Genomic DNA, 22,996 nt, shown 5'->3' with positions numbered 1-22,996 from the left:
CTCGCCGATGCGGCGGAGATGATGCTCACGCCTTGACCAGCCCCTTCGTCGCGTTCCCGCCGAGTGCCAAGTACACGTCCTCCAGGCTCGGGGTGGCAAGCGTGAAGTCGTCGAGCGCCGCGAACGCCGCGCCGCCCGTCACCGCGGCGACCGCGGCCCGCGCCTCCTCCGGCGCGAGGCGCAGCACCCAGCGGCGGCCCGACTCCTGTGCGAAGTCCTGCAGCGCGGCGACCTCGGGAACGTCCAGCGGCGCCCGCTCGCGCCACACGAGTTCGACGCGGACCTCGCCCGCGACCCGCTCCTTGAGCCCGGAGGGGGTGTCGCAGGCGATGACGCGCCCGTGGTCGAGGACGGCGACGCGGTCGAGGACGGTCTCGGCCTCGATGACGTTGTGGGTGACGAGGAGCACGGTCGCGCCGTGCTCGGCGCGACGGCGGTCGACCGCCGCCCACACGGCGCGCCGGGCGACGGGGTCCATGCCGGTCGTCGGCTCGTCGAGGACGAGGACGGGCCGCTCGCCGACGAGGGTCGCCGCGAAACAGGCGAGCCGCCGCTGGCCGCCGGACAGCTTCTTGAGGGGCCGCGCGGCGAGGGCGGTGAGTCCGAGCTCGTCCAGGACGGCGTCCCGTGCGTCGCGTGCCTGCCGTACGGTCAGCCCGCGCAGCCGCCCGGTGGTCTCGGCGGCGAGGGCGACGGTCAGTTCGTCGAGGGCGGTGGACTCCTGGCCGAGGTAGCCGACGAGCCGGGCCGCCCGCTCGGGGTGGCGCACCAGGTCGTGGCCGAGGAGCTCGACACTGCCGGAGTCGGGGCGCATGAGCCCGGTGAGCTGGCGGACGAGGGTGGACTTGCCCGCGCCGTTGGGTCCGAGCAGCCCGAAGATCTCGCCGCGCCGGACGTCGAGACTGATCCCGTCGGTGGCCCGCACCTCGGGTGTCCCGGGGGTGCCCCTCCTGCCGCGCGCGGCGGGGTACGTCTTGACCAGGTCCCGCACCACGCACACCGTATTCACGAGGTACGAGACTACGGGGTCCGGCCGCCCCGGATGCCCTCGGGCCCCGACTGCTCCCCCGTCGGGGCGTGCTCGGCGGCCGTTCTCACGTCGATCTCGCGCCAGAATCCGGCGCGGATGGCATAGCGGTCGTGCTCGTCGATCTGGTCGTCCTTGTGGGCGAGAAGTCCGAAACGCGCCGCGTAGCGGAGCAGTTCGCCGTCGATGCGGTGCGGGATGCGCGGGTACATGCTGGACAGGTTCTGCACGTGGCCCGCCTCGGGCAGCCGCTCCATCCAGCGGCGGGCGAAGACCTGGCCCACCTCGAAGGGGTCGCCGCCGACGGTGGTGATGTCCTCCTCGCGGTCGGCCCAGCGCTGCTCGGCGCTGGTGAGCTGGGCCAGGGTGGGCAGGGACGCGCTCTCGGGCGGCTCGCCGACGGCTCCTCCTTGTCCGGAGCGGTCGATCCAGCCCTTGTCGGAGGACCAGCGCAGGGTGGCGTTCGCCGGGGTGGTCGGCGCGTGGTGCTGGCCGGGGGCGCGCAGCGCCGCGAGGTCCTTGGGCGTGGGCACGCCCTTGGAGGGGGTGGGCGCGGGTGCGGTGGCGGCGTCGGCGGACGCGGTCGGTGTGCCGTTGCGCGGGGTGGTGTCGGGGGCGCGCTCGGCGGAGGCGGCGAGCGCCGACTCGGGCAGCGGCGCGGACAGGATGGCGGCGATCTCGGGGCGGGGCACGGGGGCCGGAGCGCAGATGCCGGTCAGTTCCTTGGCCCGTACGGCCCGGGTGATCCAGGCCCGGTCGAGCACGCGGCGTTCGTCGGCCTCGGCGACGAGGTCCTCGGACTGGTTGTAGTCGCCGTCGGCGGCCTGGACGGCCCACAGGTGGACGGCGACGCCGTGTTCCTTCGCGGACATGAGTCCCGGCAGGAGGTCGCCGTCGCCGGTGACGAGCACCACGTCGGAGCAGGCGCGGTTGCGGGCCAGTTCGGTGAGTTCGGCGTGCATGGCCGCGTCGACGCCCTTCTGGGCCCAGCGGCCGTCGCTGCGGGTCAGGGCGCCCAGCCGGACGGTGACGCGCGGCATCACGCGCAGTCTGCGGTGCTCGGGCTGGGGCACCCGGTCGGGGGCGCCGTCGAACCAGTAGATGCGGAGCAGCGGGCGTTCGGTGTCGGCCTCGGCGAGGTCGCGCAGGCCCTGGACGAGGGCGGAGTGATCGACGGTGATCCGCGACCGCGCCGGTTCTCCGGCGAGAAGGCTCGCGGCGGCGCCCAGCAGATATCCGGCGTCCACCAGGACGACGCAGCGGTCCACGCGTTCCACCCTCTTTCGGGGACTCTCTCGGCGACGTTCCCAAGAGCCCTTCCGCGATCACCGCTCTCGTGGTGGTCGTCGGGAACTCGGAGGTCGGGAAAGGTCCGGATCGGGGATTGTTCCGGGTTTCCTTCGAGTCTGCCCGACTGCCGCAGGGTTGACGGCCGGAACTCGATCATCGGCGTGGCGGATCGCTCGAGTCCTGGAATCCGGCGGGCGATTACCGTCCGCAATGATCCAAAATGCGCGGGTTATTCGCCTATGTGAGCCTGACAACGGCCCTGGCCCCTAGAGTCCACAGGAGGCACCCACCATGGCCAAGAACAAGAACCGTGAGCGCAGTCAGAAGTCCTCGCCGGCGGAACGCGGCCAGCAGGAGGCCACCAAGTCGTCCATGGAGGCGCAGGCCGAGCAGCGCGCGACGCAGGTCACGCCGTCCGATGTCGCCCACAAGGGCCGGCAGAAGCGCTTCGGTCACAACTGACGGACGTGATCCGGCAGAAGGGGCGCGCCCGTGACGACGGGCGCGCCCCTTCTGCGTGCCGGCAGGCGGTTCAGCCGGCCAGGCAGGACGGGCCGAGCAGCACCTTGAGGTCGCCGAAGAGAGCCGGATCGGGCTGGACCCGGTGCCGGTCGAGCCGGAGCACGGTGGTCTTGCGCGGGCCCTGGAGCTTGATCCGCACCTCGGTGTTGCCCTTGTGGTGGCTGAGGATCTCGCCGAGACGGCTGACCATGGGCGGGGTGACCTTGACGGTCGGGATGGTCACGACGACCGGCGCGTTGGTCCCGGCCGAGGACAGGTCGGGGACCATCAGCTCCATGGCGACGAGCCGTGGGACGTCCTCCCGCTTGTCGAGCCGCCCCTTGACGAAGACCACGGTGTCCTCGACGAGCTGCGTGGACACGAGCTGGTACGTCGCCGGGAAGAACATGCACTCGATGGAGCCGGCGAGGTCCTCGACGGTGGCGATCGCCCAGGCGTTGCCCTGCTTGGTCATCTTGCGCTGCAGGCCGGAGATGATGCCGCCGATCGTGACGACCGCGCCGTCCGCGTGCTCGCCGCCGGTCAGCTGGGAGATCGCCGCGTCCGTCTTGTCGGACAGGACGTGCTCGATGCCGAACAGCGGGTGGTCGGACACGTAGAGGCCGAGCATCTCGCGCTCCTGAGCGAGCAGGTAGGACTTCTCCCACTCGACGTCGGAGAACTCGACGTCGAGTCCGAAGCCGGGCTCGCTGCTCTCCTCCTCGCCCATGCCGCCGAAGAGGTCGAACTGCCCCTCGGCCTCCTTGCGCTTGACCGCCACCACGTTGTCGATCATCGGCTCGTGGTGGGCGACCAGGCCCTTGCGGGTGTGGCCCATGGTGTCGAAGGCGCCGGCCTTGATCAGCGACTCGATGGTGCGCTTGTTGCAGACGACGGCCTCGACCTTGTCGAGGAAGTCGGGGAAGGAGCTGTACTTCCCCTTGGCCTTACGGGTCTTGATGATCGACTCCACCACGTTGGTGCCGACGTTGCGCACGGCGGTGAGGCCGAAGAGGATCACGTCGTCGCCCTGGGCGGCGAAGTTGGACATGGACTCGTTGACGTTGGGCGGCAGGACCTTGATGCCCATGCGCCGGCACTCGTTCAGATAGACGGCCGACTTGTCCTTGTCGTCCTTGACCGAGGTGAGCAGCGCCGCCATGTACTCGGCGGGGTGGTTGGCCTTGAGGTACGCCGTCCAGTAGGAGACGAGTCCGTACGCGGCCGAGTGGGCCTTGTTGAAGGCGTATCCGGCGAAGGGGACCAGCACGTCCCACAGGGCCTGGATGGCCTCGTCGCTGTAGCCGTTCTTCCGGGCGCCGGCCTGGAAGATGGTGAAGTTCTTCGCCAGTTCGTCGGGCTTCTTCTTGCCCATGACGCGGCGGAGGATGTCGGCCTCGCCGAGCGAGTACCCGGCGATGATCTGGGCGGCCTTCTGGACCTGCTCCTGGTAGACGATCAGGCCGTAGGTGACGTCCAGGACCTCCCTGAGCGGCTCCTCCAGCTCCTTGTGGATCGGCGTGATCTCCTGCTGCTTGTTCTTGCGCAGGGCGTAGTTGGTGTGCGAGTTCATGCCCATCGGGCCCGGGCGGTAGAGCGCGGACACGGCGGAGATGTCTTCGAAGTTGTCGGGCTTCATCAGCCGCAGCAGGGACCGCATGGGGCCGCCGTCGAACTGGAAGACGCCGAGGGTGTCACCGCGCTGCAGCAGCTCGAAGGTCGTGGGGTCGTCGAGCGGCAGGGCGAGCAGATCGATGTCGATGCCCTTGTTGGACTTCACCATCTTGACGGCGTCGTCCATGATCGTCAGGTTGCGCAGGCCGAGGAAGTCCATCTTCAGCAGGCCGAGTGACTCGCAGCTCGGGTAGTCCCACTGGGTGATGGTGACGCCGTCGGTGTGCCTGACCCACACAGGGACGTGCTCGGTAATGGTCTCGCTGGACATGATCACGCCGGCGGCGTGCACGCCCATCTGCCGGACCAGGCCCTCGACGCCCTTGGCGGTGTCGATGACCTTCTTCACGTCCGGCTCGTTCTCGTACATCCCGCGGATCTCGCCGGCCTCGCTGTAGCGGGGGTGCGAGGGGTCGGTGATGCCGTTGAGGTCGATGCCCTTGCCGAGGACGTCGGCGGGCATGGCCTTGGTGAGCCGGTCGCCCATCGCGTACGGGTAGCCCAGCACGCGGGCGGAGTCCTTGATCGCGTTCTTCGCCTTGATCTTGCCGTACGTGCCGATCATGGCGACCTTGTCGGCGCCGTACTTCTCGGTCACGTACCTGATCACCTCGACGCGCCGGCGCTCGTCGAAGTCGATGTCGACATCGGGCATGGACACGCGCTCGGGGTTGAGGAAGCGCTCGAAGATCAGACCGTGCGGGATGGGGTCGAGGTCGGTGATGCCCATCGCGTACGCGACGATCGAACCGGCCGCGGAGCCTCGGCCCGGGCCCACCGCGATGCCCTGGTTCTTGGCCCACATGATGAAGTCGGCGACGACGAGGAAGTACCCGGGGAACCCCATCTGGATGATGACGTCCATCTCGTAGTCCGCCTGGCGCTGGCGGTCCTCGGGGATGCCGTCCGGGAAGCGGCGGTGCATGCCGCGCTGGACTTCCTCCTTGAACCAGGTGACCTCGGTGTGGCCCTCGGGGATGTCGAACTTCGGCATGAGGTCGCGCTTCTCGAACATGCCGGTGGTGTCGACCTGCTCGGCCACCAGGAGGGTGTTGCGGCAGCCCTCCTGCCAGGCGTCCGAGGAGTCGATCGCGTACATCTCGTCGGTCGACTTCAGGTAGTAGCCGGTGCCGTCGAACTTGAAGCGGTCGGGATCCGAGAGGTTCTTGCCGGTCTGGATGCACAGCAGCGCGTCATGGGCGCCGGCCTCGTGGGCGTACGTGTAGTGCGAGTCGTTGGTGACCAGCGGCGGGATGCCGAGCTTCTTGCCGATCTCCAGCAGTCCGTCGCGGACGCGGCGCTCGATCTCGATGCCGTGGTCCATCAGCTCCAGGAAGTACCGGTCCTTGCCGAAGATGTCCTGGTACTCGGAGGCGGACTTGAGGGCCTCGTCGAACTGGCCGAGGCGCAGCCGGGTCTGGAGCTCTCCGGAGGGGCAGCCGGTGGAGGCGATCAGGCCCTCGGACCACTGGGAGATGGTCTCCTTGTCCATACGCGGCCACTTCTGCAGCCAGCCCTCCGCGTACGCGTCGGAGGAGAGGCGGAAGAGGTTGTGCAGGCCGGTCGCGTCGGCCGCCCAGATGGTCTTGTGGGTGTAACCACCGGAACCGGAGACGTCGTCCCGCTTCTGGTGCGGCTGGCCCCAGAGGATCTTGCGCTTGTTCCGCCGGGACTCGGGGGCGACATAGGCCTCGATGCCGATGATCGGGGTGACCCCGGCCTTCTTCGCGGAGTGGAAGAAGTCGTACGCCCCGTGGAGGTTGCCGTGGTCGGACATGGCGATGTGGGTCATGCCCATCTCGTTGCACGCCTCGAACATGTCCTTCAGCCGCGCGGCACCGTCCAGCAGCGAGTACTGGGTGTGGACGTGGAGGTGCGTGAAGGGCGGCTTGGTCACGGCGGCGGGCCTCCGGGCTGCGGTCTTCCTGGGGGGCGACCCCCAGACCCCCGCTTTGGGGGACAGCGTGGAAGTCTACGTCCCGGCACTGACACTCCGCGGGCACTCCTTCGTACCGTCATGCGTTGGACGGGGCGGAAAAGCTGTCCCGTTTGTCATGTACCAGGAGGCACTCCGCGATGCCGGTCCCGCAGCCCACCGCCGAACAGCGCGGCGAGGAGATCCTCGCCGTCTTCGACACCGCTTTCGGCGAGCTCCTGGCCGCCGACCCGGCCGCCTTCAGGGTCAAGTTCCGCAAGATGGCGGCCTCCGCCTTCGCGTTCTACCGGGGCACGGCCTGCCTGTTCTACAGCGACCTGGAGGGCGAGCGCGCCGGGCGCGAGGGCGGGGACATCAGCAGCGGGCCCTTCCTGGACGAGCGCACCGGCCGGGTGTGGATCCACGGCGATCTCCACGCGGAGAACTTCGGCACCTACATGGACGCCAACGGCCGCCTGATCTTCAACGTCAACGACTTCGACGAGGCCTACGTCGGCCCCTTCACCTGGGACCTCAAGCGCCTGGCCGCCTCGCTCGCCCTGATCGGCTACACCAAGGCGCTCAGCGACGAGCAGATCACCGACCTCGTGCGGATCTGTGCCGCCGCCTACCGCGAGCGCATCCACGCCCTCGCGACCGGCGCGAAGCACGACGAGGTCCCGCCCTTCACCCTCGACACCGCCGACGGCCCCCTGCTCGGGGCGCTGCGCACGGCGCGCTCGCTCACCCGGTTCTCGCTGCTGGACTCGATGACGGAGATCCGCGACTTCGAGCGCCGGTTCGCCTCGGGCGGCGGCTCGATCGAGCTGGACGCGGCCACGCGCTACAAGGTGCTCGCCGCCTTCGACGGCTACCTGGAGACGCTGCCGGAGTCGAGCCTGACCCGGCCCGACTCCTACCGGGTCAAGGACGTGGTCGGCCGGCGCGGCATCGGCATCGGCTCGGCCGGCCTCCCGTCGTACAACATCCTTCTGGAGGGCAACAGCGACGCCCTGGAGAACGATGTCGTGATCTACATGAAGCAGGCGCAGACGCCGGCCGTCTCCCGGCACATCACCGACCCCGCCGTCCGCGACTACTTCCAGCACGAGGGCCACCGCACGGTGATCTCGCAGCGCGCGCTCCAGGACCACGCCGACCCGTGGCTGGGCTGGACGGAGCTGGACGGCTCGGGCCAGCTGGTCGCCGAGGTCTCCCCGTACGCCGTGGACCTGGACTGGTCGGACATCGACGATCCGGCGGAGATCGCAGCCGTCGTCGCCGACCTCGGCCGGGCGACGGCGACGATGCACGCGGCGGCGGACGACGAGAGCGGGCACTCGCTGGTGCCGTTCTCCACCGAGCGCGCCATCGACGCGGCGATCGCGGCGGACGAGGACGGCTTCGGCGACCTGCTGGTCTCCTTCGCGCACGACTACGGCGCCCGGGCACGCGCCGACCACCAGATCTTCGTGGACCTGTTCCGCAACGGCAGGATCCCTGGCCTGCGGGTTCTTTAGGGATCTCTTACAGGAGGGCGTGGCACACTCACCGGCGATGGACATATCAGGGACGCGGCTCAGAGCGCTGCGGGCGGCGGTCTTCACGGCACTGGTCGTGACGCTGTCGACCGCTTCCCACGTGCTGCTCTCCAAGGCCCCGCTGCCGCTGGCCACCGCCGGCGCGCTCGCGGCCGCCGTCTTCGCCGTCGCCTACGCGCTGTCGGGGCGGGAACGCGGTTTCGGGCGGATCGCCGCTCTGCTGATCCCGCTGGAGCTGGCCGCCGACACGGTCTTCACCGCGGGCCAGCACGCGTGTTACGGAGCCGCCGGCGGCCCGGTCACCGGGTCACTGCGCTCGGTCGGCCTCGACGTGCTGTGCGGCGGCGTCGGCGTCCGGCTGCCGGGCGTCGCGCCGGGCGCGGAGGCAGGCGGCCTCGGTGGCGTGCTGGACTCGCCCGACCCCGCCGTGCCCTGGCTGCTGCTCGCCGCCCACGTGTCGGTGGGGCTGCTCGCCGCGGCCTGGCTGCGGCGGGGCGAGGCGGCGCTCGCCGCCGTGCTGCGCTCGGTGGGGGCCTTCGCCTTCCGCCCGCTGCTGCTCGCGGTCGCCGCGCTCTGCGGCACGGAGAGCGCTCCGCGCACGACGGACCGCCGGGGGCACCGTGAGCCCCGCGCCTCCTCTGCGCGCCTGTTGGTGCACTCCGTCGGACGGAGGGGACCCCCGCGTCCGGTCGCGCTCTGCGCGTGAAACGCGCTCTGCGCCCCGGCCGGAAGTCCCCTTCGTCCCCCGTCCCCATGGAGTGAATGATCATGAGCAAGCGCAACAGCCAGGCCAGCAAGGCGGCGGCCCGTGAGCGGCTGCGCCTGGAGCGCGAGCGCCAGGCCAAGAAGGACAAGCTGCGCCGGCAGCTGATCGTCGCCGGCACGGGTGTGCTGGTCCTGGCGATCGCAGGCGGTGTCGGCTTCGGCATCATGCAGGCCAACAAGCCGTCCCACTGGGAGGCGGCCGCGGACGCGACCGACGTGACCGCCCCGAAGAACACCGAGGGCAAGAACGGCACGACCGTCGTCATCGGCAAGGCGGACGCGAAGAAGACGCTGGAGCTGTACGAGGACGCCCGCTGCCCGGTCTGCGCGACCTTCGAGCAGGCGGTCGGCGCGACGGTCGGGAAGGACGTCGACGCCGGCAAGTACAAGATCAAGTACGTCGGCGCCACCTTCATCGACGACGCCACCAACGGCGAGGGCTCCAAGAACGCGCTGAGCGCGCTCGGCGCGGCGCTGAACGTGAGCCCCGACGCCTTCCTCGCGTACAAGTCGGCGCTGTACTCGGCCGAGTTCCACCCGGAGGAGAACGACGACAAGTTCGCCGACGACTCCTACCTCCTCGAGGTCGCCGACTCGGTGCCCGCGCTGAAGAACAACAGCGAGTTCAGGAAGAACGTCGAGGACGGCACCTTCGACGCCTGGGCGATGAAGATGTCGAAGACGTTCGACGACAGCGGCGTGCGCGGCACGCCGACGCTGAAGATGGACGGCAAGAAGATCACCGCCGAGGGCAGTGACAACGCGCCCATGACGGTGGAGCAGTTCACGACCGCGATCGACAAGGCCCTCAAGGGCTGAGCGCACCCGCGGCGGGCCGCGGCTGACCGTTCCCGAACGGGCGGGCGAACTTTCCGTGTTCGCCCGCCCGTTCGGCTTACCGATCAGTAGTCTGATCGGCCGTGACCAGTCGAATCTCCTCAACTCCCAGCCGCCGCACGGTCGTCAAGGCCGCTGCCGCCACCGCTGTCACCGCTCCCGCACTCGTGGTCGCAGCGGCCCCCGCCACCGCGGCGGACCAGACCCCTTCCTTCCTCCACGGCGTCGCGTCCGGCGACCCGCTGCCCGACGGCGTCCTGCTGTGGACGCGCGTCACGCCGAGCACGGACGCCGTGCCCGGATCCGGCAGGGGCGCGGACACGCGGGTGGACTGGGAGGTCGCGGAGGACAAGGACTTCGGGCGGATCGTCGCCCGGGGCAGCGACACCTCCCGGGCCGCCTCGGACCACACCGTCAAGGCCGACGTCCGGGGTCTGCGCCCGGCCAGCACGTACTGGTTCCGGTTCAGGGCCGGTTCCGCCGTCTCCCCGGTCGGCCGCACACGTACGGCTCCGGCCGCCGGCGCCGCCGCGGCCGGCGTGCGGTTCGGCGTGGTCTCGTGCGCCAACTGGGAGGCCGGCTGGTTCTCCGCGTACCGCCATCTCGCCGCCCGCCCGGACCTCGACGCGGTCCTGCATCTCGGCGACTACATCTACGAGTACGGCACGGGCGGCTATCCGGCGGAGGAGTACGTCGTGCGGCGGCACGAGCCGAGACACGAGATCACCCGCCTCGCCGACTACCGCCTGCGGCACGCCACGTACAAGACCGACGCCGATCTGCAGGCGCTCCACGCCGCGCATCCGGTGATCGCGATATGGGACGACCACGAGTTCGCCAACGACGCCTGGTCGGGCGGTGCGGAGAACCACACGCCGGACGCCGAGGGCGCGTGGGCGGAGCGGGTGGCGGCGGCCAAGCAGGCCTATTTCGAGTGGATGCCGGTGCGCGCGTCCACGGAGGGCACCGTGTACCGCAGGCTGCGTTTCGGCAAGCTGGCCGATCTGCACCTGCTGGACCTCCGCTCGTTCCGCTCGCAGCAGTCGGGCAGGGGCAGCGGCGACGTGGACGACCCGGACCGCACGCTCACCGGCCGGGCACAGCTGGACTGGCTGAAGGCGGGCCTGGCGTCCTCCGACGCCGCCTGGAAGCTGGTCGGCACCTCGGTGATGATCTCGCCGGTCGCCTTCGGCTCCCTGCCGGCGCATCTGCTCGGGCCGCTCGCCGAGCTGCTGGGGCTGCCGCGGGAAGGACTGGCGATCAACGTCGACCAGTGGGACGGCTACACGGACGACCGCAAGGAGCTGCTGACCCACCTGACGCAGCGCAACATCCGGAACACCGTTTTCCTCACAGGCGACATCCACATGGCCTGGGCCAACGACGTACCGGTCAGGGCCGCCACGTACCCGGTGTCCGCGTCCGCGGCGACCGAGTTCGTGGTGACGTCGGTGACCTCGGACAACCTGGACGACCTCCTCCATGTGGCGCCGGGCACGGTCTCGCTGGTCGCGCAGGGCGCGATCCGGGCCGCCAACCGCCATGTGAAGTGGGTGGACATGGACGCGCACGGCTACGGGGTCCTGGACGTGACCGCCGAGCGGACGCAGATGGACTACTACACCATCTCGGACCGCACGCACCGTGACGCGACGTCGTCGTGGTCGCGCTCCTACCGCACCGTCAGCGGAACACAGAAGGTCGAGCGCGTGAATCAGCCGGTGCGCTGACGTAGCCGAGGGGCTGTTTTCAGCCACTCGTCACACGGTTAACAGAAGATCACATCGCTACGACGGGTGGCGTGTTCCGCACCATGAATGCGGACACACCACCCGTCGTCGTCACTCACATGGTTACCTGCTGATCTCACAGGCCGGACATGACCGAAACTTTTCTACCCGATGTCCGTAATCAACCCACGATTGATTGGGCTTGATCGATCCTCATCAAGATCTGACATGCACCCGTAATCTCCCCGCGGTGGCCAGGAAAGGCCCCCACCACAACCCCCCGCGAGGAGACGTCATGCGTGCTCTTGCCCGTATATCCCCCCGTCTGCGCCACCGCGCAGTCGGTACGGCGATCATGGCCGGAACCCTGGCCATCGCGCCGCTCTCCGCCCCCGGCAGCGCCGCCGCCCCCAAGTCGGCCGTCACCGCCGCGGCTTCCGCCGAGGAGTGCGTCGAGGACACGCACGAGCACGAGAGCGCCACGGCGCGCGAGACGCGCCCCGGTGCCGGCCACGTCAACGAGCCCAACGAGGTCACCGAGGCCAAGGCGAAGGCCATGGACGCGGACCTGAAGAAGAGACTGGAGGCGGCGCGCACCAACGCCCGCGGCCTGTCCGCCACCGCCGCGGTGAACATCCCGGTCTACTTCCACGTCATCCACGACGGTGACAAGGGCAAGCTGACCAGCGCCCAGATCAGCAGCCAGATGGCGGTCCTCAACTCGGCGTTCGCCGGCCAGGGCACCGGCAACGTCGACTCCGGCTTCCAGTTCACCCTGGCCGGCACCGACTACTCCAACAACCCGTCCTGGTACAACCTGGCGTCCGGCTCCACCGCCGAGAAGGAGATGAAGTCCACGCTCCGCCAGGGCGGCGCCGGCGCGCTCAACTTCTACACCGCCAACCTCAGCGGCGGCCTGCTCGGCTGGGCGACCTTCCCGTCCTCGTACAACTCCAACCCGTCGATGGACGGTGTGGTCGTGCTCGACGCCTCGCTGCCCGGCGGCACCGCCACCAACTACGACGAGGGCGACACCGCCACCCACGAGGTCGGCCACTGGATGGGCCTGTACCACACCTTCCAGGGCGGCTGCAATGGCAACGGCGACTACGTGAGCGACACCCCGGCCGAGAAGAGCCCCGCGTACCAGTGCCCCACCGGCCGTGACACCTGCCTCAGCAAGCCCGGTGCGGACCCGGTCCACAACTTCATGGACTACACGTACGACGCGTGCATGTACCAGTTCACCTCGGGCCAGGTGCAGCGCATGAAGGACCACTGGACGGCGTACCGCGCCGGCTGACACCTCCGGCGCACGGGCACGGTGCGGCTGGTCCGCCGCACCGTGCCCGACGCCGGGTCAGGTCGTCAGAGTGTGTCGAGGAAGCCGAGGGCGGTCCGCCAGGTCCGCTCTGCGGCTTCCTCGTCGTAGTCGGGCAGATCGGCGTCCGTGTACAGGTGGCCCGCACCCGCGTAGCGGTGGATCTCCACGTCCGCGCCCGCCCGTTGCATCCTCAGGTACCAGGTGTTCAGCCAGTCCTCGGGCTCGAAGGGATCGGGGTCCGCGACGTGCAGCTGGACGGGCAGGCCGTCCGCGGACGCGTCCTCCGCGATGTCGGAGGTGCCGTGGAGCAGCAGCAGCCCGCGCGCCTTCTCGTCGCCCAGCGCCAGGTTCTGCGCGATCGCGCCGCCGAGCGAGAAGCCTGCGTAGACCAGCCCCTGGTCGGAATGGGGCGCGGCGGCGTGGATCGCCCGCCGCAGCAGCTCGTCCGTGCCGAACCTCTCCCTGAGCTCCCTGCCCTCCTCCACGGTCTCGGCGGTTTGCCCGTCGAACAGGTCGGGCACGCGAACCTCGTGCCCGGCGGCACGCAGCCGGTCGGCGGCCGCGTGCACCGCCGCCCGCAGACCGAAGGACGAATGGAAAAGGATGATGTTCATCCGGCCATCCTCCCAGCCGCCTTCGCCTCACGGAGTCAGGAGACATGGAGAACGTACTGCGCCCGTTGACCGTCGTCGGCGGATCGGTGGTTCTGACGCTGTTCGTCGGCTGGGCCGTCGACCGGCTGCTGCGCCGCGTGGACGACCGCCACCCCGAGACCCCGCTGTGGGGCATGCTGCGCCGCTGCCGCCTGCCGTTGCAGGTCGTGCTCCTCGGCGGACTGCTGCGCGCGTCGTACGGCGAGATCCACCAGCCGCTCGTACGGGAGCGCAGCGCGGGCATCGGGCACATCCTGTCCCTGGTGCTGATCGGGGCCAGCGCGTGGCTGGTGACCCGGATCGTGTCCGCGGCCGTGGAGTCGACGTACGCCCGCTACGCGTCCTCGACGAGGGACCCGGCACGCGTCCGCCGGGTGCGCACGCAGGTCACGCTGATCATGCGCATCGTCACCGCGGTCGTGGCCGTCGTGGCCGTGGCCGCGATGCTGCTGACCTTCCCCGGCATGGAGAAGGTGGGCACCTCGATGCTGGCCTCCGCGGGCATCATCGGCATCGTCGCGGGCGTGGCCGCGCAGTCGACGCTCGGCAACCTGTTCGCCGGCTTCCAGATCGCGTTCGGCGACATGGTGCGCATCGGCGACACCGTGGTGGTCGACGGCGAGTGGGGCGTCGTCGAGGAGGTGACCCTCACCTTCCTGGCCGTGCGGACCTGGGACGAGCGGCGGATCACGATGCCCGTGTCGTACTTCACCAGCAAGCCGTTCGAGAACTGGTCCCGCGGCGGCGCGCAGATGACGGGCACCGTCTTCTTCCACCTGGACCACTCGGCGCCGGTGGCGCTGATGCGGGAGAAGCTGCGGGAGATCCTGGAGGACTGCTCCGCCTGGGACCGCCGCGACTGGAGCCTCGCCGTCACGGACACCACGCCCAGCACGATCCAGGTACGGGCGGTGGTGACGGCGAAGGACGCCGACGACATCTGGACGGCCCGGTGCACGGTGCGCGAGCAGATGGTGGCCTGGCTGTGCGAGAAGCACCCGTACGCGCTGCCGCGCATCGCGACGTCGGCGGCCTCGCTGCCGCCGTCGGGCCAGTGGCCCGCGCACTCCTCCTCCGCACCGGTGCCCGGCCCCGTCCCCGCCCAGGAGGACAACACCCCGCGCACGGGCCGCGGCTGACGCCCCGCCCCCTGCCGCGCCGCTCGTGGCGCGGCGGCTGTCCCCGCGGCGGGGACGTCCCTACCCTGGGCGCGTGACCTCTGTGCCGCAGCGCCTCGCCTGGGCGGTCGAACAGCTGGACGTACGGCCGGACGACCGGGTGCTCGAGATCGGCTGCGGCCCCGGCGTCGCGCTCGATCTGGTCGCCGGGCGGCTGACCACCGGCACCGTCACCGCGATCGACCGCTCGGCGCACGCCGTCGACGCGGCCCGCCGGCGCAACCGCGCGCACATCGCGGACGGCCGCGCCGAGGTGCGGCAGCTCGCACTCGCCGAACTGCCGCCCGACGGCGACCGGTTCGACAAGATCTTCGCGGTGAACGTCAACGTCTTCTGGACCTCCCCCGCCGACCGCGAAGTGGCCCTGCTGCGCGGCCTGCTGGCCCCGGGCGGCACGCTGTCGCTGTTCTACGAGCCCCCGGCGCACGGCAGGGCGCGCGAGCTGGAGGGCATCCTCCTGCCCAAGCTCACCTGGCCGGGTGCGACCACGGTGATCTCGACGGGCCGGACGGAGGGGTCCACGCTGCTCGGTGTCCAGGTCACCGTCGACTGACGAGGCCGGGCCCGGCGCCGCGCGGACTGTGCACCGCCAGATGCCCCAGCACCCGAACCTCGAGGATCAACTCCCGCCGCTGACACGGGGACCGGCCGGACCGGCCGGCCGGCTCCGCCGCCGGTGCTCACGAACGCAGGTCGCGCCGCATGGACCGGTGCGGTATCCCGGCGTCCAGGAACTCGGCGCCGTACGCCTCGTAGCCGAGCCGCTCGTAGAAGCCGAGCGCATGGGTCTGGGCGTGCAGGTCGACCGCGGCGAGGCCCCGTTCCCGCGCCGCGCCCTCGATGGCGCGCACCAGCGCCACGCCCACGCCGAGCCCGCGCGCCTCCCTGGTCACCGCGAGCCGCCCGAGCGAGCCGACCGCAAGGTCGCCGCCGGTCCGGTCGGCGGCGGCCGCGCCGTGCAGCAGCCGGCCGGTGCCCAGCGGCACGCCGTCCGCACGGACCGCGAGGACGTGGACGGTTCCGGCGTCCTCGGCGTCGTGGGCGTCGTACTCGATGTCCTCGGGCACGCGCTGCTCGGCGACGAAGACCTCCTTGCGGACGGCGAAGCACGCCTCACGGTCCTCGGGGCCGGCCGCGACCCGCACGGTGTACGCGGTCACGCGCTCTCCGCGGCGATCGTGTCCAGGGCCTGCTGGAGGTCGTCCGGGTAGTTGCTCGCGAACTCGACCCACTGTCCGTCCGAGGGGTGCTCGAACCCGAGCCGCACCGCGTGCAGCCACTGACGGGTCAGCCGGAGGCGCTTGGCCATCGTGGGGTCGGCGCCGTACGTCAGGTCGCCGACGCAGGGGTGGCGGTGCGCCGCCATGTGCACCCGGATCTGGTGCGTGCGGCCGGTCTCCAGCTTGATGTCCAGCAGCGACGCCGCCCGGAACGCCTCGAGGAGGTCGTAGTGCGTCACCGACGGCTTGCCCTCCGCCGTGACCGCCCACTTGTAGTCCAGGTTGGGGTGCCGGCCGATGGGGGCGTCGATGGTGCCGCTCAGCGGGTCGGGATGGCCCTGCACGAGCGCGTGGTAGCGCTTGTCGACCGTCCGGTCCCGGAACTGCTGCTTGAGCAGCGTGTACGCCCGCTCCGACTTGGCGACCACCATCAGCCCGGAGGTGCCGACGTCGAGCCGGTGCACGATGCCCTGGCGCTCGGCGGCGCCCGATGTGGAGATGCGGTAGCCGGCCGCGGCGAGCCCGCCGATCACGGTGGTCCCGGTCCAGCCGGGGCTCGGGTGCGCGGCCACGCCGACCGGCTTCACGATCACCACGATGTCGTCGTCGTCGTGCACGATCTCCATGCCCTCGACGGGCTCGGCCACGATCTGCACCGGCGCGGGCGCCTGCGGCATCTCCACCTCGAGCCAGGCGCCGCCGCGCACCCGCTCGGACTTGCCGACGACCGATCCGTCGACCTGCACCTTCCCGGCGGCGGCGAGCTCGGCCGCCTTCGTACGGGAGAACCCGAACATACGGGAGATGGCGGCGTCGACGCGCTCGCCCTCCAGGCCGTCGGGTACGGGCAGGGTGCGGATCTCGGGAAGGGTACTCACCCGTCGAGTATGCCTTGTCAGTCCTTGTGGACGGTCCCGTCGGGGTCCAGGCCCCGGAACGACAGCAGCACGATGAGGACACCGCCGCAGACGATCGCGGAGTCGGCGAGGTTGAAGACGGCGAAGTGCGCCGGCGCGATGAAGTCGACGACCGCGCCCTCGAAGACGCCGGGCGAGCGGAAGATCCGGTCGGTGAGGTTGCCGAGCGCACCGCCGAGCAGCAGGCCGAGCGCGATCGCCCAGGGCAGGCTGTACAGCTTGCGCGCCAGGCGGACGATCACGACGATCACGCTCGCCGCGATGAAGGTGAAGATGATGGTGAAGGCCTCACCCATGCCGAAGGCGGCGCCGGGGTTGCGGACCGCCTCGAACTTCAGCAGATCGCCGATGATCTCGATCGGCGCGTGGTGCTCCAGCTTCTCCACCACGATGATCTTGCTGACCAGGTCCAGCAGATAGGCCACGAGGGCCACTGCGAAGAGCGCGACGACCCTGCGCCTGCCCTGGGGCTGCTCGGCAGGTGCCGCCGCCTCGTCGTCAACATCTGGCGTACCGATGATGCGCTCCGCCTCTGCCACGTGAGTCCCTCAACCTAGGTGCCTGACTGAGGACGAGGGTACGGCACGGGGGTGCGCCGCACGGGCGCGGTGTCAGCTCCGCCGCTCCTGCTTCTGCTTGCACTCGACGCACAGGGTCGCGCGGGGGAACGCCTGCATACGGGCCTTGCCGATCGGCTTGCCGCAGCTCTCGCAAAGACCGTAGGTCCCCGCGTCCAGCCGCTGCAGCGCCCGCTCGGTCTGCTCCAGCATCTCCCGGGCGTTGGCGGCGAGCGCCATCTCGTGCTCGCGCGTGATGTTCTTCGTGCCGGTGTCGGCCTCGTCGTCGCCGGCTCCGTCGCCGGAGTCCCGCATGAGCCCGACGAGCGCGGTCTCGGACGAGGTGATCTCGGCGGTGAGGCGGGCCGCCTCACCCGCGAGCTCCGCCCTCGCCTCGGCGACCTCCTCGGGGGTCCAGGGGTCCTCACCGGGCCGTACCGCCAGCTCACCGGCCGGGGTCGCGGCCGCCGCACGGGCGGTGGGCACCGCCACCGCGCTTCCGGCTCCGCCCGACACCCTGCCCGCAGTCTTCTTCGCTGCCACCGTCCTGGCTCCTGTCTGCTGTACGGCCTCGGCCGCGGATGCGGCTGTCTTCGTGGCCTTCCTGGCCGCCGGCCTCTTGGCGGCGGCCTTCTTCCCCGACTCGTCCCCGCGCCCGCCGGGCTCCTCCCCGACGCCCTTCTCGCCGCCCGTGCCGGCCTGCGCGGCCCTGCCCTTGGCGGCGCCGGCCCCGGTGGTCTTGCGCCGTGCGGCCGTGCCGCCGGACCCCGCGGGCTCCGCGCCTTCAGCGGCTGCCTTGCCGGCCACCGCCGCAGGGTCGTCACCCGCCGGGCCCGCCTGCGCACGCCTGCCCTTGCCCGCACCGGATCCGGCGGCCTTGCGCCGCGCGGCACCGCCCGACGCCGCGGGCTCCGCGCCTTGATCGGCTGCCCGGCTCTTCGCGGCACCGGCGGCCCTGGCGGCCGGTCGGGACGTGGTCGCCTTGGCCTCGGGGGCGGCCTGCGCACGCCGCCCGCGCGCCGCCGACTGCCCGGCGGCGCTCTTCTTGGCCGCGGCCTTCTTGGCGGCCGGACCGGTCGCGGCCGACTCCGCCTCCGCGGCCGCACCCGCGGTGGTCTTCCCGGCCGTGGTCCTGCGCGCCGCCTTCTTGGCGGGGGCCGCCCGCTCCGCGGCCTCACCACCAGCCGCGGCCTTCGCACGCGCGGCCCTCCGCGCCGCCTGCTTGCCGACAGCCTCACCCGCGTCCCCGCCACCAGAAGTGGCCCTCCGGGTCGCGGTCTCGTGCGCCGCCCTCTTGGCGGGGGCCACCCGCTCCGCGACCTCACCACCAGCAGCGGCCTTCGCACGCGCGGCCCTCCGCGCCGCCTGCTTGCCGACAGCCTCACCCGCGTCCCCGCCACCGGTGGCCTTGCCACGGGCCTGCTTCACCGGCTCCGGGGCCGTACGCGGCGCCTTCCCGGCGGCAGTGGCTGCCTTCTTCCCGGCCGACCCGGCCGACGAGCCCTCGTGGGCCTCCGGCGCGGCCCCGGCACGGCGGGTCGCCCGGCCGGCCGAACCGGCCGCGGTCGACCTCTTCCCTTGGGCGACCCCGTCCACGACGGCCCCCACCGGCTCGGGGACGTGCTCCGCGGGGGCCTTCCGGGGCATACGCCCCGCGCGCGCCGCCCGGGACGTGGCGGCGGAACGCGCTGACGCCGTCTTCTCGGCGGTCTTCTTCGCCACCATCACCGCGGCCCCTTCACATATTGTGATCTTGCTCGCGAATCGTGCTGGGACGATAAATCGACACCAGCCCTGCGGCAACGGGGCACGCCGCCGGTTCGGCCCCGCCCCGGGCTGCGAGGAGCCGGGCCTGCATCCGTTGTGCCCAGCTCCCCGCCCCGTAATCCGCTCCAGCGGCACACCCCGCCGCGGAAGCGTCCGTATGGCCATTCGGGTCAATGGCACCACCGCGCGGCGGCGCCGCGAAAAGCGGTCGGCCGCCCCTCGCCGCGGCCCGTACACTGGGCGGAGCGAAAGGCGTGGATGGGGACGAGTAGCGGCGTACGCAGCCATGAGCGACCCGGGGACGGTGAGAGCCCGGGGGCGAGCGCGACGTGAAGCATCACCCCGGAGCCGCCGGAAGAAAGCCAGCAGGCGAGTAGACCCGGCGTCGCGACCCCAATGAGGGGGCGGTGACCCGTGCACCGCCAAGGAGGGTGGTACCGCGGAAGCCGCACGAGCATCGGCTTTCGTCCCTCCGGACGGAACGACGAACAGTCCGCCGGAGGAGACGATGACACCGCCGCAGTACCGCCAGGTGCCCGCTCAGGTAGACCTGCCCGCGCTCGAGCACGCCGTGCTCGACTTCTGGCGCGAGAGCAAGATCTTCGCGAAGAGCCTGGAGCAGTCCGAGGGCCGCCCCGAGTGGGTGTTCTACGAGGGCCCGCCCACGGCCAACGGCATGCCCGGTGCCCACCACATCGAGGCCCGCGTCTTCAAGGACGTCTTCCCCCGCTTCCGCACCATGCGCGGCTACCACGTCGCCCGCAAGGCCGGCTGGGACTGCCACGGTCTGCCCGTCGAGCTCGCCGTCGAGAAGGAGCTCGGCTTCTCCGGCAAGAAGGACATCGAGGCGTACGGCATCGCGGAGTTCAACGCCAAGTGCCGCGAGTCGGTGACCCGCCACACGGACGCGTTCGCGGAGCTCACGACCCGCATGGGCTACTGGGTCGACCTCGACGACGCGTACCGCACGATGGACCCGGACTACGTGCAGTCCGTGTGGTGGTCGCTCAAGGAGATCTTCGACAAGGGCCTGCTGGTCCAGGACCACCGCGTGGCCCCCTGGTGCCCGCGCTGCGGCACTGGCCTGTCGGACCACGAGCTGGCGCAGGGCTACGAGACGGTCGTCGACCCGTCCGTGTTCGTGCGCTTCCCGCTGACCTCCGGCCCGCTCGCGGGCGAGGCCGCGCTGCTGGTCTGGACGACGACCCCGTGGACCCTGGTGTCCAACACGGCCGTCGCCGCGCACCCCTCCGTCACCTACGTCGTCGCGACGAACGGCGAGGAGAAGCTGGTCGTCGCCGAGCCGCTGGTCGAGAAGGCACTCGGCGAGGGCTGGGAGGCCACCGGCCAGACGTTCACCGGCGCGGAGATGGAGCGCTGGACCTACCGGCGCCCCTTCGAGCTCGTGGAGTTCCCCGAGCCGGCGCACTTCGTCGTCAACGCCGAGTACGTGACGACCGAGGACGGTACGGGTCTGGTCCACCAGTCCCCCGCCTTCGGTGAGGACGACCTCAAGGTCTGCCGCTCCTACGGCCTGCCCGTCGTCAACCCGGTCCGCCCCGACGGCACCTTCGAGGAGGACGTCCCGCTGGTCGGCGGCGTCTTCTTCAAGAAGGCGGACGAGGCGCTGACGGCCGACCTCCAGGCCCGGGGGCTGCTCTTCAGGCACATCCCGTACGAGCACAGCTACCCGCACTGCTGGCGCTGCCACACCGCCCTGCTCTACTACGCACAGCCTTCCTGGTACATCCGCACCACCGCGATCAAGGACCGGCTGCTCGCGGAGAACGAGGCGACCAACTGGTTCCCGGACTCGGTCAAGCAGGGCCGGTACGGCGACTGGCTCAACAACAACATCGACTGGGCGCTGTCCCGCAACCGCTACTGGGGCACGCCGCTGCCCGTCTGGCGCTGCGAGGACGACCACCTCACCTGCGTCGGCTCGCTCGCGGAGCTGTCCGAGCTGACCGGCACGGACCAGTCGGGGCTGGACCCGCACCGCCCGTTCATCGACGAGGTGACGTTCGCCTGCTCGCAGGACGGCTGCGGCCGGACGGCGACGCGCGTGCCGGAGGTGATCGACGCCTGGTACGACTCGGGCTCGATGCCGTTCGCGCAGTGGGGCTACCCCTACAAGAACAAGGAGATCTTCGAGAAGCGCTACCCGGCGCAGTTCATCTCGGAGGCGATCGACCAGACGCGTGGGTGGTTCTACACGCTGATGGCCGTCGGCACTCTGGTCTTCGACAAGTCGTCGTACGAGAACGTGGTGTGCCTCGGCCACATCCTCGCCGAGGACGGCCGCAAGATGTCCAAGCACCTGGGCAACATCCTGCAGCCGATCCCGCTGATGGATCAGCACGGCGCGGACGCGGTGCGCTGGTTCATGGCGGCCGGCGGCTCCCCCTGGGCGGCACGCCGCGTCGGCCACGGCACGATCCAGGAGGTGGTGCGCAAGACCCTCCTCACCTACTGGAACACGGTCGCCTTCCAGGCCCTGTACGCCCGTACGTCGAACTGGGCGCCGTCGGCGGCGGATCCGGCCCCGGCCGAGCGCACCGTCCTGGACCGCTGGCTGCTGTCCGAGCTGCACGCGCTGGTGGACCAGGTCACGCAGGCCATGGAGGCGTACGACACCCAGCGCGCCGGCAAGCTGCTGTCCGCGTTCGTCGACGACCTGTCGAACTGGTACGTGCGCCGGTCGCGCCGCCGCTTCTGGCAGGGCGACAAGGCCGCGCTGCGCACGCTGCACGACGTGGTCGAAACCGTGACCCGGCTGATGGCGCCGCTGACCCCGTTCATCACCGAGCGGGTGTGGCAGGACCTGATCGTCCCGGTGACGCCGGACGCCCCCGAGTCGGTGCACCTGTCCTCGTGGCCGGCCGCCGACCTGGAGGCGATCGACCCGACGCTGTCGTCCCAGATGGCGCTGGTGCGCCGACTGGTCGAGCTGGGCCGCGCGACGCGGGCCGAGTCCGGTGTGAAGACCCGCCAGCCGCTGTCCCGCGCCCTGGTGGCCGCGGCCGGTTTCGAGTCCCTCTCCCCCGACCTGCACGCGCAGATCACCGAGGAGCTGAACGTCTCCTCGCTGGCGTCGCTGTCGGAGGTCGGCGGCTCGCTGGTCGACACGACGGCGAAGGCGAACTTCCGCGCCCTCGGCAAGCGCTTCGGCAAGGGCGTGCAGGACGTGGCGAAGGCGGTCGCCGCGGCGGACGCGGCGGCGCTGTCCCTGGCACTGCGCTCGGGCGAGGCCACGCTGGAGGTGGGCGGCGAGACGATCACGCTGTCCCCGGAGGAGGTCATCATCACGGAGACCCCCCGAGAGGGCTGGTCGGTGGCGTCCGACTCGGGCGCGACGGTCGCCCTCGACCTGGAGATCACGCCGGAACTGCGCCGGGCGGGCCTGGCGCGTGACGCGATCCGCCTGATCCAGGAGGCGCGCAAGAACAGCGGCCTGGACGTGGCGGACCGGATCGCGCTGCGGTGGAGCTCGACGGACGCCGAGGTGTCGTCGGCGCTGGCGGACCATGCGTCGCTGATCGCGGACGAGGTGCTGTCGACGGACTTCGCGGAAGGCGAGGCGGACGCGTCGTACGGCTCGCCCTTCGAGGACGAGGGCCTGTCGCTGACGTTCCGCCTGCGGAAGGCGTAGCACACGCAGGCACGTGGAAAGGGCCCGGTCACGCATGTGACCGGCCCTGTTCCTTACCCGCCCTCCCCCACGGCCTCGCGGCCGTGGGGGTGTCCCTGTTCCGCACCAGGGGCTCCGCTCCCGGGACCCTTCCCCCTGCGGGCCCGGGCCTCAGCGCCTCCCTCTCCCTCTTCGGTCCGGACGGTCCGGCGGCCGTGGGTGGGCCCCCGGCGAAGCCGGGGTGAGCGCTCCCCGCGGGGCTTGACCAAGCGGAGCAAGGTCGAACCCGTCCGGAGTCCCAGGGGAGATCGAGGACACCGGGCGGAGCGCGGTACGAGGTCCGGGGCTTGCCCCGGTTCGGGAAAGGGCGAGTAGAGGAAGCGCCCCGCGCACGCACAGCTCCTGCTCCTGGGCGAAGACCTCGTGGTCGGTGTAGTACTCGCCGGACAGCGTGGGGATCAGGCTGGGC

The 22,996-nt window shown here is 71.1% G+C and carries 17 protein-coding genes; 9 read left to right on the top strand and 8 right to left on the bottom strand.

All coding sequences use genetic code 11. The annotated features are described in order from the left end of the window. Positions 1-25: 25 nt before the first annotated feature. On the bottom strand, positions 26-1,000 hold the full coding sequence (locus AB0K02_RS08245) for an ABC transporter ATP-binding protein (RefSeq protein WP_365991753.1): 975 nt from the start codon (positions 998-1,000) through the stop codon (positions 26-28). 20 nt (positions 1,001-1,020) lie between these two features. Then, positions 1,021-2,295: an NYN domain-containing protein gene (locus tag AB0K02_RS08240; RefSeq protein WP_365991533.1), complete on the bottom strand. Its 1,275-nt coding sequence runs from the start codon at positions 2,293-2,295 to the stop codon at positions 1,021-1,023. A 313-nt stretch (positions 2,296-2,608) separates the two neighbouring features. On the opposite strand from AB0K02_RS08240, the gene AB0K02_RS08235 reads away from it, so the two are divergent. Next, on the top strand, positions 2,609-2,779 hold the full coding sequence (locus AB0K02_RS08235) for a hypothetical protein (protein ID WP_365991532.1): 171 nt from the start codon (positions 2,609-2,611) through the stop codon (positions 2,777-2,779). Positions 2,780-2,849: 70 nt separating this feature from the next. Here AB0K02_RS08235 and dnaE read toward each other — a convergent pair whose 3' ends face one another. Next, positions 2,850-6,389, bottom strand: coding sequence for a DNA polymerase III subunit alpha (gene dnaE, locus AB0K02_RS08230; protein ID WP_365991531.1), 3,540 nt, complete (start codon positions 6,387-6,389; stop codon positions 2,850-2,852). 179 nt (positions 6,390-6,568) lie between these two features. Between dnaE and AB0K02_RS08225 the strand changes: the two genes are divergently transcribed. From AB0K02_RS08225 to AB0K02_RS08205, 5 genes are all read left to right on the top strand, one after another. After that, positions 6,569-7,927 (top strand): DUF2252 domain-containing protein, encoded by a 1,359-nt coding sequence (locus tag AB0K02_RS08225; RefSeq protein ID WP_365991530.1) that lies wholly within the window; start codon positions 6,569-6,571, stop codon positions 7,925-7,927. A gap of 37 nt (positions 7,928-7,964) precedes the next feature. Next, on the top strand, positions 7,965-8,654 hold the full coding sequence (locus AB0K02_RS08220; protein ID WP_365991529.1) for a hypothetical protein: 690 nt from the start codon (positions 7,965-7,967) through the stop codon (positions 8,652-8,654). A 62-nt stretch (positions 8,655-8,716) separates the two neighbouring features. After that, positions 8,717-9,532 (top strand): DsbA family protein, encoded by an 816-nt coding sequence (locus AB0K02_RS08215; protein WP_365991528.1) that lies wholly within the window; start codon positions 8,717-8,719, stop codon positions 9,530-9,532. A 101-nt stretch (positions 9,533-9,633) separates the two neighbouring features. Continuing rightward, the gene (locus AB0K02_RS08210) at positions 9,634-11,280 is read left to right on the top strand and encodes an alkaline phosphatase D family protein (protein ID WP_365991527.1); all 1,647 of its coding nucleotides are present in this window, start codon (positions 9,634-9,636) and stop codon (positions 11,278-11,280) included. A 295-nt stretch (positions 11,281-11,575) separates the two neighbouring features. Next, the gene (locus tag AB0K02_RS08205; RefSeq protein ID WP_365991526.1) at positions 11,576-12,583 is read left to right on the top strand and encodes a zinc metalloprotease; all 1,008 of its coding nucleotides are present in this window, start codon (positions 11,576-11,578) and stop codon (positions 12,581-12,583) included. A 65-nt stretch (positions 12,584-12,648) separates the two neighbouring features. Here AB0K02_RS08205 and AB0K02_RS08200 read toward each other — a convergent pair whose 3' ends face one another. Continuing rightward, positions 12,649-13,218 (bottom strand): dienelactone hydrolase family protein, encoded by a 570-nt coding sequence (locus tag AB0K02_RS08200; protein ID WP_365991525.1) that lies wholly within the window; start codon positions 13,216-13,218, stop codon positions 12,649-12,651. A 44-nt stretch (positions 13,219-13,262) separates the two neighbouring features. Between AB0K02_RS08200 and AB0K02_RS08195 the strand changes: the two genes are divergently transcribed. Next, positions 13,263-14,396: a mechanosensitive ion channel domain-containing protein gene (locus AB0K02_RS08195; protein ID WP_365991524.1), complete on the top strand. Its 1,134-nt coding sequence runs from the start codon at positions 13,263-13,265 to the stop codon at positions 14,394-14,396. A 73-nt stretch (positions 14,397-14,469) separates the two neighbouring features. Then, the gene (locus AB0K02_RS08190; RefSeq protein WP_365991523.1) at positions 14,470-14,988 is read left to right on the top strand and encodes a class I SAM-dependent methyltransferase; all 519 of its coding nucleotides are present in this window, start codon (positions 14,470-14,472) and stop codon (positions 14,986-14,988) included. Positions 14,989-15,115: 127 nt separating this feature from the next. Here AB0K02_RS08190 and AB0K02_RS08185 read toward each other — a convergent pair whose 3' ends face one another. From AB0K02_RS08185 to AB0K02_RS08170, 4 genes are all read right to left on the bottom strand, one after another. Further along, positions 15,116-15,595, bottom strand: coding sequence for a GNAT family N-acetyltransferase (locus AB0K02_RS08185; protein WP_365991522.1), 480 nt, complete (start codon positions 15,593-15,595; stop codon positions 15,116-15,118). Beyond that, a complete protein-coding gene (locus AB0K02_RS08180; RefSeq protein ID WP_365991521.1) occupies positions 15,592-16,533 on the bottom strand; it encodes an RluA family pseudouridine synthase in 942 nt (313 codons plus the stop codon). The genes AB0K02_RS08185 and AB0K02_RS08180 overlap by 4 nt, the downstream gene beginning before the upstream one ends. Positions 16,534-16,550: 17 nt before the next feature. Next, on the bottom strand, positions 16,551-17,111 hold the full coding sequence (lspA, locus tag AB0K02_RS08175; protein ID WP_365991520.1) for a signal peptidase II: 561 nt from the start codon (positions 17,109-17,111) through the stop codon (positions 16,551-16,553). A 72-nt stretch (positions 17,112-17,183) separates the two neighbouring features. Next, positions 17,184-18,854, bottom strand: a complete 1,671-nt coding sequence (locus AB0K02_RS08170) for a TraR/DksA C4-type zinc finger protein (RefSeq protein ID WP_365991519.1) — start codon at positions 18,852-18,854, stop codon at positions 17,184-17,186. A 550-nt stretch (positions 18,855-19,404) separates the two neighbouring features. Between AB0K02_RS08170 and ileS the strand changes: the two genes are divergently transcribed. Then, positions 19,405-22,548, top strand: a complete 3,144-nt coding sequence (ileS, locus tag AB0K02_RS08165) for an isoleucine--tRNA ligase (protein WP_365991518.1) — start codon at positions 19,405-19,407, stop codon at positions 22,546-22,548. Positions 22,549-22,996: the final 448 nt, after the last annotated feature.

Origin of the sequence: Streptomyces sp. NPDC049597 (assembly GCF_040675505.1) — a bacterium.
GTDB lineage: Bacteria > Actinomycetota > Actinomycetes > Streptomycetales > Streptomycetaceae > Streptomyces.
This window is presented reverse-complemented; position numbering and strand designations above follow the sequence as displayed.

Bases quoted from the DNA above. Each gene is read 5' to 3' on its own strand.
- AB0K02_RS08235 (WP_365991532.1), top strand. From the start codon at position 2,609: ATGGCCAAGAACAAGAACCGTGAGCGCAGTCAGAAGTCCTCGCCGGCG.
- AB0K02_RS08225 (WP_365991530.1), top strand. From the start codon at position 6,569: ATGCCGGTCCCGCAGCCCACCGCCGAACAGCGCGGCGAGGAGATCCTC.
- AB0K02_RS08220 (WP_365991529.1), top strand. From the start codon at position 7,965: ATGGACATATCAGGGACGCGGCTCAGAGCGCTGCGGGCGGCGGTCTTC.
- AB0K02_RS08215 (WP_365991528.1), top strand. From the start codon at position 8,717: ATGAGCAAGCGCAACAGCCAGGCCAGCAAGGCGGCGGCCCGTGAGCGG.
- AB0K02_RS08205 (WP_365991526.1), top strand. From the start codon at position 11,576: ATGCGTGCTCTTGCCCGTATATCCCCCCGTCTGCGCCACCGCGCAGTC.
- AB0K02_RS08200 (WP_365991525.1), bottom strand. From the start codon at position 13,218: ATGAACATCATCCTTTTCCATTCGTCCTTCGGTCTGCGGGCGGCGGTG.
- AB0K02_RS08195 (WP_365991524.1), top strand. From the start codon at position 13,263: ATGGAGAACGTACTGCGCCCGTTGACCGTCGTCGGCGGATCGGTGGTT.
- AB0K02_RS08170 (WP_365991519.1), bottom strand. From the start codon at position 18,854: ATGGTGGCGAAGAAGACCGCCGAGAAGACGGCGTCAGCGCGTTCCGCC.
- ileS (WP_365991518.1), top strand. From the start codon at position 19,405: ATGACACCGCCGCAGTACCGCCAGGTGCCCGCTCAGGTAGACCTGCCC.